Source organism: Sphingomonas sp. Leaf28, from assembly GCF_001421685.1.
GTDB lineage: Bacteria > Pseudomonadota > Alphaproteobacteria > Sphingomonadales > Sphingomonadaceae > Sphingomonas > Sphingomonas aurantiaca.
In genome coordinates, this window is record NZ_LMKX01000009.1 from 1 (window position 1) to 13,083 (window position 13,083).

The 13,083-nt window shown below is 59.7% G+C and carries 8 protein-coding genes, 1 tRNA gene and 2 pseudogenes; 9 read left to right on the top strand and 2 right to left on the bottom strand.

The genetic code is table 11. The annotated features are described in order from the left end of the window. Nucleotides 1-366: 366 nt before the first annotated feature. A complete protein-coding gene (locus ASE79_RS13140) occupies nucleotides 367-1,704 on the top strand; it encodes a S41 family peptidase (RefSeq protein ID WP_162237041.1) in 1,338 nt (445 codons plus the stop codon). A gap of 87 nt (nucleotides 1,705-1,791) precedes the next feature. Here ASE79_RS13140 and ASE79_RS20990 read toward each other — a convergent pair whose 3' ends face one another. Continuing rightward, complete coding sequence (locus tag ASE79_RS20990) at nucleotides 1,792-2,160, bottom strand: hypothetical protein (RefSeq protein WP_156359682.1); 369 nt, start codon at nucleotides 2,158-2,160, stop codon at nucleotides 1,792-1,794. A 120-nt stretch (nucleotides 2,161-2,280) separates the two neighbouring features. Beyond that, on the bottom strand, nucleotides 2,281-2,964 hold the full coding sequence (locus ASE79_RS13145) for a hypothetical protein (RefSeq protein WP_156359683.1): 684 nt from the start codon (nucleotides 2,962-2,964) through the stop codon (nucleotides 2,281-2,283). A 16-nt stretch (nucleotides 2,965-2,980) separates the two neighbouring features. Between ASE79_RS13145 and ASE79_RS13150 the strand changes: the two are divergent. From ASE79_RS13150 to ASE79_RS13185, 8 genes and pseudogenes are all read left to right on the top strand, one after another. Beyond that, nucleotides 2,981-3,415: pseudogene (locus tag ASE79_RS13150) on the top strand (ATP-binding protein); the annotation flags it as partial. Between the two features lie 66 nt (nucleotides 3,416-3,481). After that, nucleotides 3,482-3,566 (top strand) — tRNA-Leu (locus ASE79_RS13155). A 160-nt stretch (nucleotides 3,567-3,726) separates the two neighbouring features. Then, nucleotides 3,727-4,992, top strand: coding sequence for a tyrosine-type recombinase/integrase (locus ASE79_RS13160; RefSeq protein ID WP_056417389.1), 1,266 nt, complete (start codon nucleotides 3,727-3,729; stop codon nucleotides 4,990-4,992). 19 nt (nucleotides 4,993-5,011) lie between these two features. Further along, on the top strand, nucleotides 5,012-5,725 hold the full coding sequence (locus tag ASE79_RS13165; RefSeq protein ID WP_056417392.1) for a hypothetical protein: 714 nt from the start codon (nucleotides 5,012-5,014) through the stop codon (nucleotides 5,723-5,725). Between the two features lie 956 nt (nucleotides 5,726-6,681). Continuing rightward, nucleotides 6,682-7,413 (top strand): annotated as a pseudogene (locus tag ASE79_RS13170) (tyrosine-type recombinase/integrase); the annotation flags it as partial. Nucleotides 7,414-7,916: 503 nt separating this feature from the next. Next, a complete protein-coding gene (locus ASE79_RS13175) occupies nucleotides 7,917-8,183 on the top strand; it encodes a hypothetical protein (protein WP_056417395.1) in 267 nt (88 codons plus the stop codon). A gap of 63 nt (nucleotides 8,184-8,246) precedes the next feature. Beyond that, on the top strand, nucleotides 8,247-8,531 hold the full coding sequence (locus ASE79_RS13180) for a helix-turn-helix domain-containing protein (protein WP_082445302.1): 285 nt from the start codon (nucleotides 8,247-8,249) through the stop codon (nucleotides 8,529-8,531). A 333-nt stretch (nucleotides 8,532-8,864) separates the two neighbouring features. Further along, on the top strand, nucleotides 8,865-12,932 hold the full coding sequence (locus ASE79_RS13185; protein WP_200910383.1) for an Eco57I restriction-modification methylase domain-containing protein: 4,068 nt from the start codon (nucleotides 8,865-8,867) through the stop codon (nucleotides 12,930-12,932). The last annotated feature ends 151 nt before the right edge of the window (nucleotides 12,933-13,083 follow it).

The window sequence follows — 13,083 nt, forward strand, 5'->3', positions numbered from 1 at the left end:
TGGCCTGTTCGCAATATCTAGCGGTCACGGCAGTTGAGCCGCTTACTTCAAAACGCGACTTTCTGGGGTGGGAGCCAGCCTTTGAAACTAGCCGTGTTGAACATGAACAGGTGTCCGATGTTGGGAGCAGAGAAGGAGCGCGTGTATGGCCGATTCTGGGTCTGAGCAGGCGTCCTTTCCGCCGATGGATGCTACCTGAAAGCACGAACTTTCGTGAGTGGCGATGTCCGACAATGCCCCTCGACGCCAGCGTAAGTCGCGTCGTCTTGCTTATTGTCCTGCGTCACCTCAATCGGTGATCGCATCGTATCGACGTGCAGAAGCCTGCTAGCCTATGGCGTTTTAGATTAAGCAATGGTGGGGACATTGGTCGTCAAGTTTATTCAATATGTCGGAGGCATGGGGTTATCTGTAGCGGGCTTCTCCCTTGCTCCGGCGCAGCCGTGGGTGCCGGTAGCGACGGCCGGTAAGGTTATCGATGGCGTTTGGCGATCGCGCGGCTATGGGCATATCCTCGTCGTGCGAGGCGGGACCCGTACACTCTACCATGAGGCCGGCGCGTTCTGCTATCGCGGGACCAGCGACGACCTCGACGACGATGCCTATCGGCTGGTGTCCGTCACAGGACGGACCCATCTTGCATTCGCCGCATACTCCTTCGAGCGCATAGATGCGCTGCCGCGCCGCTGCACCACGAAACGCGATTGGACGGCTCACGACATAGCAGAGGTCATCGCGGCGACGTTCTCTGACCTCTATCCCGGATTCGGCCGGCGCGGACGGACGCTAAATGCATTGACTGCTGCTCTTGCGACCAGCGACGCTTCACCTCCCGGATTGCCCTTCTTCGAACGTACCACCCGGGCGCTGGCGAGCCTCGACGATGCCCATGTCGGTCTTGAGGCCAAGATCGACGGCGTTGATCACGATTTCGAGGGTGGCGAAGCCCGAACCATCAAGAACGCTCGAGCAGACTCTGCATTGGGTTCCGATCCCGCCGCGCGGGAGCGGGCCTGGTCCAAGTCCTATCACGACGGGATCACCGCCCTTCTCGATGGCGGTGGACATCAGGTCGCCAACCGCCGCATCCTGTGGGGGACGATCGGGCGGGTCGGCTATATCAACATCGTCGCCATGGGAGCGTTCGACAAGGACGCTCTTCCAAATAGCACAAAGGTGCTGGACGCCGCGCTGGACGAGGCGCTTGCTGCCTTTCAGGGGCTTCCCGGCGTTATCGTGGATGTCTCTAACAATCGTGGTGGGTACGATGCGATCAGCCTCCGTATCGCCGGTCGTTTCGCCGACGGGCGCCATCTGGCTTTCTCGAAGAGGGCCATAGGTGCGAACGGTCCCTACCAGCAGTTCGAAGTCATGCCGTCCGAGCGCGTCCGCTATCTTGGTAGAATCGCTTTACTGACCAGCGACGTGACGGTCAGCGCCGGTGAGACGTTTACCCTCGCGATGCGGGTGCTGCCGAACGTGGTGCATATCGGCAGCCGGACAAGAGGAGCTTTGTCCGATCAACTCAGCAAGCCGCTGCCAAACGGCTGGACGCTCACGCTGCCCGCCGAGAAGTATCGCGATCCCTATGGGCATTCGGCGGAAGGGATCGGCGTCGAACCCGCACGATCCCTACCCCCGTTCGAGCCCGATCATCACACCATGATCCGGCAGGTAGCGCAAATCCTGTCGTCTCACGGTTGAGCTGCCGCTTTCACGGTGGCCCCTTCCGCCATGCCGGTGACGACGGCCAGGTCATCTCGCTGGTCGTTCGTCATCGGGGATGCAAGTTCAGGATGACGGAACGCGTCGACGTGCGACAAGCTGGTCAACCAACTCGTCGCGGCTCGATTTAAAGCACTGTCCAAAAGCCGCCTCAAGACCACGAACGTCTGTGATCTCCCCTTTGTCATGTCGTTTCCGGGCGGATGCAAGCTGAGGCCGGTACTCGGACCAGCATCGTTTGAGGGCCGTGCATCCCACGTCGTCGACGTCTTTGTCCCCAGTCGATATCGTCGTCTTGCACGTCGTGACGCCGATGGTGGTCGCAACCTTTCCCCGCCAAGCCGCCAGTCGCTTGCCGATCACGACAATATCCGTCTCGGGCGGTGCTTGAGGTACCGCCTGAGCCTGCGAAAGTAGAAGCGCGAACACCATCATAAGACTTACCCCTTCAGTGGTCTATTCAAGTCGTTCAGCTCATTGAAAAAGCCCGCGCCGACGTAGCGGCGGCTCCGGACATGTCGCTGTATTAGTGAGGCCCGGAGCGTGTCTCTGTCGTCAGATTGCCGCTGATGAAAGCATAAGGGTATTACCAGTGACGGTCAGCGGGACGTTGCCCGGTTTCAGGATTGTCTCCACGTCTTTAAGCGGTTGGCTCGACCCACGCTGGATCATCGCACGCATGACATCGCCTGCGTGTTTGTCATCGTTCAAACCATCGAAATAATCGAGCCACTCTGTCCCGCCCAAGCGTCGATCGGCTTGATGGCGGGTAAGCAGCGGATTGATAAAGTCGAAGAAATTGGAACCGCCGTGGCGTCGCGCGACGCCGGATGCCGCCAATGCGAATACCGTCCCGCAGGCGTAGAAAACACGGCTTTCATGGCGATCGGCAGCTTGTGCGATCGGCTTCGTGCCGAGCTTCACGCAATCGTCCACCGCCCGCTGGAGCTCGCCGATCACATACTCATGGTCGGCGTCGGCCAGCAACGTGTAGGCCATCATCTCGGCGCCGCCCTCGGTGATCCATGCGTCGGATGGCGCGCTGTAGGCCACGCCCTCCGACCCCAGCCAGAAGTGCGCCATTTCATGCGCGATGAACCACCTGGTCCGGCGCTCCGCGCGCTCGTTCCGCTCCAGCAGGCCCTCGCCCTCGAAATTGAGGACGATTTCGCCGGGGCGCACGCCACCGTCGTTGATGAGCTTTCCGGGAGTCGCGCCGCGCCAGCCCATGATGAGCAACGGTAGCCGAGGATCAGACCGTGCGCCGAAATGCGCGGCCGACTATCAGGCAAAGGTGTCGGGCCCTTTGCTCGACCGGATCGACCTCCACATCGACGTCGAGGCGGTCAGCGCCGCCGACCTGATCCTCCCGCCACCGACCGAAGGCTCGGCAGAGGTCGCTGTCCGCGTTGCCGCCGCTCGCGTGATCCAGTCAGACCGCTACCGCGACCACCCGGTTCGCACGAACGCCGAGGCGGATGGCGCCTTGCTCGATGCCGTCGCCACGCCGGACGAAGCGGGTCGTCGCCTGCTCGCGCAAGCCGCCGAAGCGATGCACCTGACTGCGCGCGGCTACACACGCATCCTCCGCGTTGGCCGCACCATCGCCGACCTGGCTGGCAGCGAAACCGTCGCCCGCCTCCACATCGCCGAAGCGCTCAGCTACCGCCGCCAGCCGCCGAGGAACTGAACCGACACGTTTTCCGATCAAGACCGCTTGCGGCGGACGAACGCTTCGTCTAGCCAACCCGCCGCTGCCCCTGTGGCGAAATTGGTAGACGCGACCGACTCAAAATCGGTTGCCGCAAGGCATGCTGGTTCGATTCCGGCCAGGGGCACCAACCACTAATTCCAACGTATCCCGACCCGTCCCGAAAGGGGCGGGTTTCGTTGGTTTTACAGGGTTGTGCGTGATCCCATCGCGTCCCATTGTCACCCAATGCAGCGACGATCTTTTGGGGGCACTTCGGGGGCACCAGTTTCCGTGCTTGGGGGCACTGGATGCTGACGGATACGGCCATCAAGAAGGCGAAGCCGAAGGACAAGGCTTACAAGCTGGGCGACTCCGGCGGGCTATATTTATACATTATGCCGAGCGGCTATCGCAGCTGGCGCATGAAATTCCGTTTCGGCGGCAAGGAGAAGCGTCTGGTGTTCGGTTCTTATCCGGACACGACGTTGATCCAGGCGCGCGCGATGCGGGAGAACGCGGCGAAGCTATTACGCGAGGGCGTCGATCCTTCCGTCCACAAGGTGCAGCAGGCCGCGGCGCAGGTTGCGCGCGTCGGTGCCACGTTCAAGATGATCGCCGAGGATTGGTTAGCCAGCCAGGACGCGACCTGGTCGAAGCGATATGCGCAGAACGTGAAGAACAGCTTCGTGCAGGACGTCTATCCGAAGCTCGGGCATCTGCCGATCGACGCGATCACGACGCCTCTGGTGCTGAAGGTTCTCCGTCCGGTCGAGGAACGCGGGGCGATCGAGACGGCGCATCGTATCCGACAGCGGATCTCGGAAGTGTTTGCCCGCGCGATCGGGAGCGGCATAGTTGCGGCGGATCCCGCCGCGGTCGCGCAACGCGCCTTGTCACCGATCAAGCGCGGCAAGCAGCCGGCCGTGCGGACCGTCGAAGCCGCGCGTATCGTGCTGCGCAAGGTCGAGCAGCAGCCAGCCCATCCGCTAACCAAGCTCGCGTCGCGTTTCCTGTCGCTTACAGCGGTACGGTCGGGCGTGCTGCGGATGGCCGAGCCGAAGGAATTCGAGGGCTTGGACGGGCCGGAGCCGCAGTGGCGTATTCCTGCCGCCAAGATGAAACTGGTGGTGGATCAGAAGGAGGATGCAGCCTTCGAGTTCATCGTTCCTCTGTCGCGCCAGGCGGTCGAGACGATAAAGGTCGCGATGGAATTTGCGGGGAAGGGGCCGCTGATCTTTCGCAGCGTGCGCCATCCCAGAAGGCCGCTCAGCGACAGCACGCTGAGCAAGGCGTATCGCGAGGCTGGATTTACGGGGATCCACGTTCCGCACGGCTGGCGGTCGACGTTCTCCACGGTGATGAACGAGCTGGCAGGCGTGGAGAGCAGAGTCGGGGATCGCGCGATCATCGATCTGATGCTGGCACATGTGCCGGGCAACACCGTCGAGGCCGCGTACAATCGTGCGGCATACATGCCGCGCAGGCGCGAGCTGGCGCAGGAATGGGCGGATATGCTGGTCCAGGACCTCGCGCCGCTGGAATCGTTGCTTGCGGGGCTCAGGCAACACGCCTGATCCTGGAGGGGGCAGTGGCATGACCGCGCGCTCCCTTTTCAAGATCGTCGGCAGCAAAGCCGCGAAGGGGCATAGCACAGGGCAACCCGTACGCCGCAGCAGCTATCGCGCCGGCGAGCGCGAGCAGCGGTACTGGAGGCCATTCAACAAGGCAGAACGCAACGCGCGCATGCGCGCTGCCGAAACCTACGACCGAAAGCACAAGATCGCGGGCAAGCGTAACGGTCCGCTGGGCGCGATCGGCGTAGACGTGCTGCGCGAGCTGATGCGAATGATCGACTTCAAGACGGGTAGGCTCGAACCCGCCATCGCAACGCTGGCCGATCGGTTGCGCCGTTCGCGCGGCGCGATCGTCAGCGCGCTCGCGCGTCTCAAGGATCATGGTTTCATCAACTGGATCCGGCGGTTCGAACCGATCGAAGACCCCGACGCCTTCGGTCCCCAGGTGAAGCAGGTGACCAACGCGTATTGGTTTGGCCTACCGAAGGAAGCGGCCGACATGGTCCGCCGGATGATGGGCAAGGGGCCGATGCCGGACGACGAGGTAACCCGTAGGAAGGCCAACGAAGAGGAAACCGCGGCGATGCTAGCGACGATCTCGGCCGAGGACCTGGCGGCATTCCGTGCCGGCAACGAGTCCCCTCTCGCGAAAGCTCTCGCTTCGCTAGGCCGTCGCGTCGACCTCTGTAACGCGAATTCACCGGGTGGTCAGAACCCGACCCTACAAGGTTAAATATAAAAGGAACGCCGTTGGCGTGCGCAGATTTCCTGCTCCACCAAGCCCCCCAGGCCCCGAACTCAACAGGTTCAACATCCAGCGACCGCGGGTGAGCGTGCCGGCTTGCGCCGCCCCGTGCATCCTGGGGAGGATGCGCAAAATCGGTGCCAGATCGGCAACGCACGTCGGGCTTGCTGAAACGCTCGAGGTGCATCAAAACGCAACAGGCCGGACGACCCAGACCAGCTGTGGAAGCCACGGTTTCACGCCGTGCTGCATCAATCCCGCCGACTGCATCGAAAGCCACACAAAAAGCTCGCGGGCGAGGCGGGGGTTCTTGCGCGGTATTTGGGGTAATGAGACGAGAGAGCCACGAGGCGGCCTAGGAGGGGGCGGCCGAGGTGAGGGGATTGATTCGACACGCGGGGCCGGGGTGCCAGTGTCGCTGGGGTGCCGGGGCCTTGCCCAAACGCCTCGCGACTCCCCCTCCCCACAAGCTGTACCCCGGCCCCCCCAAAGTGCACCAAACTGCACCCACGCCGCGCCGGTTCTAAACGCCGCGCGCCCTAGGACCTGGGCCGGCTTCCGGCCGGTCTGGGATTGCACCTTTTGCGACACAGAAAGCACGCGGGCGAGGCGGGGGGATAAGCGTGTTAAATGGGGGTTGCGGGTGCATCGGTTCGCATCACCGCAGGATGAATCATGGCGCCGTGGGGGCCAAGTGTTTATTCCGCCGCGCATCAGATACCCGGACTGCATCAAAAGGCACATGGCAAGCTAACGGGCGAGGCGGGGGGCTTGCGCCGTATGAGGGTGTGCAACTTGGAATCGACGAAATTGGTGGATGCCCGAACCCGCTGCGCGGGAGGGTCGTGCGGGGCGCGGTTGAATTGATATCGCGGGTGTAGCGCATCGGTTGAGCGCTACGGGAAGCAGGCAGAGCATCGGGGTTCCACGAAAGGAGCCCTGCCATGACTATCCTCATACCCGTTGTTGCCGTCAGCCCGTTACGCCAACGTCTCATTGACGAGATGGACATACGCCGCTTCGGTCCTGAGACGCATCGGAACTACATTCGCGACGTCGGGCGGTTCGCGACGTTCCTCGGGCGCTCGCCCGACACAGCAACGGCGGAGGAGGTTCGGCGCTTCCAGATCGAGCAGTGTGACCTGGGCGTGTCTGCGCCGACCATGAATGCTATCGTATCGGCACCGCGGTTCTTCTTCATCCAGACGCTCGACCGGCCGGATCTTGCCCGTAAGCTGGTCCGCATGCGGCACGTGCGCAAGTTGCCAGTGGTCCTGAGCCAGGACGAGGTGGCGCGGCTGTTGGCGGCAACCACATGCCTCAAACATCAGGCGGCGCTGTCGGTCGCCTATGGCGCCGGACTGCGTGCGGCCGAGGTCGCCGCCCTCAAAGTGCGCGACGTCGACAGCTAGCGCATGCTGCTGCGGGTCGAGCGCGGCAAGGGCGGGCGGTATCGCAACGCCATGCTCCCGGTCGGGCTGTTGGCGTTGCTGCGGGAGTGGTGGCGAGTGGGTCGGCGTGAGGGCGTATTGCACGTCGACGGGTGGCTGTTTCCCGGTCAGCACTATCTCAAGCCACTCAGCACGCGGCAGATCTACCGGGTGGTGGTCGAGGCGGGGCAAGCAGCGGGCATCGACAAGCGGGTCGGACCGCACACGCTGCGACACTGTTTCGCCAAGCGTCGTGACCGGGCACGGCCAAGGAGTTATCTATCTCGCAGGGCTCGTGCTTGCGGAGACGATGTTACCTGCGCCGATAGCCATCAGAGGGGCGGCAACATGGAGCAACGCCGCGCTGTCAGCGCTCGCGAACCCATCATGCCCACTGGAATCCGGACAGTCTGCTCCTAGGCTCGCGCCCACATCCGCCGTGGCGCGGGCCACCAAAACCGGCCGGAAACCGAAAACCTCATAGCGCATCGCCTGCGGCCCGCGGGTTCGGGCTTCCAAGACTTTCGTACGCCTGCCGGCATCCGAAACTCTTCAGGAAGGCCGCCCGTCCGTTATCGGGCGGCGATCGCCGGTAAGCAGCCGTTCGTTCACGTAGCAGAGCGAGGCCGAGAGGCTGCGAGTGATGGATTGCTTAGTGGTCGTATTGCTCCGAACAGGCTGGGTCCCCCTGGTGACACGACGCGCTTGACTAACTACGGGTAACCCGTACATGTTCTGACATGTAGTCGGTGATCGAAACCAATGCCTACCTTGCGGCGGCGAAGGACGTTGGCATGAGTGCCGAGGAGCAGCAGATGGTGGTCGACCTGATCGCTGCCAATCCGGAAGCCGGGGAAATTATGCCGGGATGCGGCGTGGCGCGGAAGTTACGGGTAGCCCGGCCGGGCGGCGGTAAATCTGGCGGGTATCGGGTCATCACCTATTATGCGGGCATCGATGTGCCGACGTTCCTGCTGACCGTGTTTGAAAAAAAACGAACAGGCCAATCTCACTAAGGGTGAGCGAGATGCTCTTGCCGCTTTTACCAAGACGCTGACCGACAGCCTTAGGAGGAAAAAATGAATAGTGCTTTCGACAAAATCGCAGCTGGCCTTAGTGACGCTATTGCCCATGCTAATGGAGAAACGGGTCACGCAAGGGTAGCAGTGCCTATTGATGTGGCCGCGATCCGCAAACGTACGGGCAAGACACAGGATCAGTTTGCCCGCGCATACCATCTCCCACTGGGTACAGTGCGGGACTGGGAGCAAAGCCGCAGCCAGCCAGATGCGCCGGCGCGAGTCCTGTTGTCGCTGATCAAAGCCGAACCGGACACCATCGAGCAGCTCGTTCAGCGGGCGTAGCGTCCTGAACAAGAACGCAATGACGATGATGTGTGCCAGCAGAACGGCAGCGTGGCGGCAGCGTTCGACACGTGGGCCAGAAGTTACCAAGAGAGCCCTATGCTACGCTTAATCCACACCGCAGACTGACAGCTGGGTAAGCCGTACGGTCGCTTCGGCAGCGATGTCCGCGCAGCGCTCACCGCCAACGATTCGGTCGGTCAATGCTTGGATCATTTTCCCCAATGTGTCCGTACGAAATGCGGCATTCGTCCGGTCACCAAATCGCCTCATTAGGTCTCCGCGCTTTGAACCGCCCGGACGGCGCTCTATGAGAACCAAAAAGAGGTGCGAGTGTCCGATTCAGCTTTGTTCATCACGGGGTCGCTTTTCACGACCGACTACCTCACCGAGGGTATCGTCGGCACCGCCGACTACCTTGCCGTCAATGTCGCGAGTTTGCGTGCGCAGTTGGTCAAGATTGCAGACAAACTGCCTCAGAACGCTCGAACAAACGAAAGCCAGACTGAGGATGATTTCATCTGGCCCGTGCTAGAGGCTCTCGGTTGGGCGGAGTCGCTCCGTCAGCAGAATTTAAGTGCCAAGGGACGCGATGACGTGCCCGATGGATTGCTGTTCGCTGATGCTACTGCCAAGACCGCTGCCAATCGCTTGGATGATCAGTCGAAGCGGTACGATTACGGACTCGCTGTGGTGGAAAGCAAGCGCTGGGCTCGTCCGTTGGACCGTGCGTCTGGCCGAGAGGAGGCGACGGCACCGTCGACGCAGATGCTTCGCTATCTCCGACGTATCGACGATCTTACAATCGGGAAACTACGTTGGGGAATCCTAACTAACGGACCAAAATGGAGGCTTTACTGGGCCGGCGCACGATCAGTTTCCGAGGAATTTTTGGAGATCAATCTCGGACGTGCATTGGCTCTAAAAGACGCTGACGATCTTTTCTCAACACAGGCGGATCGAGACCATTGGTTGCGCGTGTTTGCGGTGATGTTTTCCCGTCAAGCTTTCATTAGGGAAGGCACCGAGAACCGGTCCTTCTTGGAGCGAGCCCGGGCGGCTGCGGCATTCTACGAGGAACGGGTAGCCGCCAGTTTATCGAGGTTAGTTTTTCAACAGGTGTTCCCGAGCTTAGCGTCGTCAATCGCAACGGCCGCGCCGGCCGCTTCTCTTCAAAGCGTGCGCGAAGCTTCGCTCGTCCTGCTCTATCGCTTGTTGTTTCTACTGTATGCTGAAGATCGCAACTTGCTGCCTGTCGGAGACAGCAGGTACGATGACTATTCGCTTCGTAGGCAACGTCACGATGTTGGCGAACGCGTCTCTGCAGGCGACACGTTCTCAGCTTCAGCAGCTCGAATATGGGGCCACGTCTCCGACCTGTCGCGTATTATCGATAAGGGCGATGTCTCGATTGGCATTCCGCCATATAACGGCGGCTTATTCGCAACAGGGGGCGGATCGCTTCTCGACACGATACGCATACCCGACAACGTGATGGCCCCTGCGCTCGACGCACTCTCATTTGAACGCGGCGCGGGCGGGCGGCGCTATATCAATTACCGCGACTTATCAGTTCAGCAGCTAGGATCGATATACGAGCGGCTTCTAGAATTTGAAATTTGCCGCGACGCTGATGGTGCGATGGAGGTCCGACCAAACCTCTTCGCCCGGAAGAACACCGGCAGTTATTATACGCCAGACGCGCTCGTGGCTTTAATTCTCGATGAGACGCTTAAGCCCCTTATCGATGAGAGGCTCTCCGCATTCTCCACGGCGATAGCGGTGCCGCGTAATGATGACTCCGATGCGCAACATCGCAATGCTCTTCGTGACGTTGATCCAGCGAACTCTATCCTTTCGCTCCGGGTCTGCGATCCTGCGATGGGCTCAGGGCATTTTCTCGTCAGTTTAGTCGACAAACTCGCGGACAATGTTTTGGACGCAATGGCAGAGGCCGCGTCTTTGGGTGCCGACATAGAGTATACCTCCCCCCTCGCAACAAAGATTGAGGACATTCGCGCCACCATCACAAAGAACGCGCGGGCGGCAAACTGGACAATCGATGAGACACAGCTCGATGATCGCCACATAGTCCGTCGGATGGTCCTGAAGCGGTGTATTTATGGGGTAGACAAAAATCCGATGGCTGTCGAACTGGCGAAAGTGGCGCTTTGGCTGCACACCTTCACGGTGGGCGCGCCATTGTCTTTTATTGATCATCATTTGCACGCTGGCGACAGCCTGTTCGGCCTCTGGGTTCGGGATGCGATTGACAAGGCAAGCTCACTCGGCGGTGAGCTTTTATGGAACGACGCTCTTCGGAATGCACAGCGTTCCGCAGAGGCAATGAAGACCATCGAAGCACTAACGGACGTTGAAATTGCGGAAGCGCACCGTTCCGCTGCAATGTACGCCGACGTAGAGTTAATGACCGGCGAGTTAGACAGTTTCGTAAGCTTCATTCATGCTCTTGAATGGCTGAAGCTTTCCAAAGTCGAGAAGGATCTCGTCCGGCTCTGGCTGGACGGTCGATTTGGCGATCCGGTTCCAATTGCAAGGGGCAAGAAAGCGCCGGAAAGGGGCAAAGCGAAGCAGGCAGAGGTCGAGGGTTTCACCCTCATCTGGCAACGTGCGCGCGAACTCATCGTCGAAGAGAAGTTTCTGAACTGGCAAATCAGCTTCCCAGGCGTGTGGGACGGTTGGGCAGAAAAAGAGCGGCTTGGTGGATTTGATGCCGTGGTCGGCAACCCGCCCTGGGACCGAATAAAGTTGCAAGAGGTAGAGTGGTTCGCTGCTCGTCGCCCCGAGATCGCTCGACAGGTCAAAGCCGCAAGTCGAAAGGAAATGGTTGACGCTCTTGAGCGGGCGGGAGACCCGCTTTTTGACGAGTTCGAGCGCGCACAAGAAAGAGCGAACGACACGCTCAGGATGGCTCGTAAGTCCGGGCAATTTCCTTCGCTCAGTAAGGGCGACATCAACCTGTATTCGCTATTCGTCGAGCGAGCTAAAGCGCTGGTTCGACCAGACGGCATGATCGGGCTTTTGGTGCCAATCGGAATCGGCGCGGACAAAAATAGCGCAGCCTTCTTTTCAGCAATAGCCGAGGCGCAAGAGCTCAAAGCCTTTATGGCCTTTGAGAACAAGCGGAAGTGGCTTTTCAAAGATGTCCACGCTGAGGACCAGCCTACCGTCATTGTGATGTCGAATAAAGCTAGGCCATTCAAAACCTTTCGTTACGCGGTGAAGTTAACCTCGTTGCCGAAAGCAGATGATGGACTTACGGTCGAGATGACCGCCACCACGCTTCTGGCTGTCAATCCGAATACCGGCACGGTCCCGATCTTTCGGACATTCGAAGACACAAAGATTGTGACAGGCGCATATTCTCGTCTACCAGTCCTTGTCCATCGATCCGGGCAAGGCGCTTCCACAGACTGGGACGCCAAATACAGCACAATGTTTCACATGACAAATGACAGCGAATTTTTCAGAACCCGAACGGAGCTCGAAGAGGACGAGAGCGCTTGGAACATAGGTCGAGAGCGGTATGCATCCGCCAGCGGAGAGTGGATGCCACTCTATGAAGGTAAATCGATCCAGCAGTACAACCACCGGTACGCGTCGGTAATTACCCCAGCTGGCTCAGTGAGTGGGCAGGGTCAGGGCATTCATTCTAAAGCAGTCGAGCTCCTAAACCCTGATTTCGTGACATCACCACGGTACTGGGTCTCGGCGGCATTGGTGCGTGGAATGGATCACGGCTACGCAATCGGCTTCAACGATATTTGCAACACAAACAACGCTCGCTCGGTAATAGCTGCCATCGTTCCCCGCGTAGGCACGGGCAACAAACTACCACTCCTTGACGGCTTACCCGCCTCGCAGGCTTCACTTTTGCTCGCCAATCTAAATTCAGTTATTCTCGACTATATAGCGCGCAATAAAATTCAAAGTCGCAATCTAAATAAGTATATTCTTGAACAATTGCCGGTTGTTCCTCCTTCTGGCTATGCTCGAATGTTCGGTGATAGGTCTGCAGCTGATATTGTAAGGTCAGCCGCGCTTGAACTGACATATACCTCGCATGACATTGCAGCATTCGCGATCGATATGGGATATGTCGATGTTAACGGGCGCGTCCTCCCACCGTTTGTTTGGGATGACGATCGCCGATTGAAACTTCGTGCTAAACTTGATGCCGTATATTTCATTTTATACGGTGTGTTCAACTCAGCCCACCCAGCTCAGAGCCGCGATGACATCCGGTACATTTATTCAACCTTTTCAACGGTTGAGCGCGATGAATTGTCGAAATGGGACCGGTATCGCAGTCGCGACCTATGTCTAGCTTTCGTCAATGCTTTGATAACCGGCCAGCCCGATGCGGCCATTGACGGATAATGTCGATCGGTGAGCGCGTGGCACGATAGCCGCGATCAAGTACCTCGCGCGACCCCACGCAGAGCGTGTTCGTAATGACGTAGCGATTTCGCGGCTAAATTCCATGGCGAAAAAGCGCCACCGCGCGGGTCCGTGTGACTGAAAACCGACG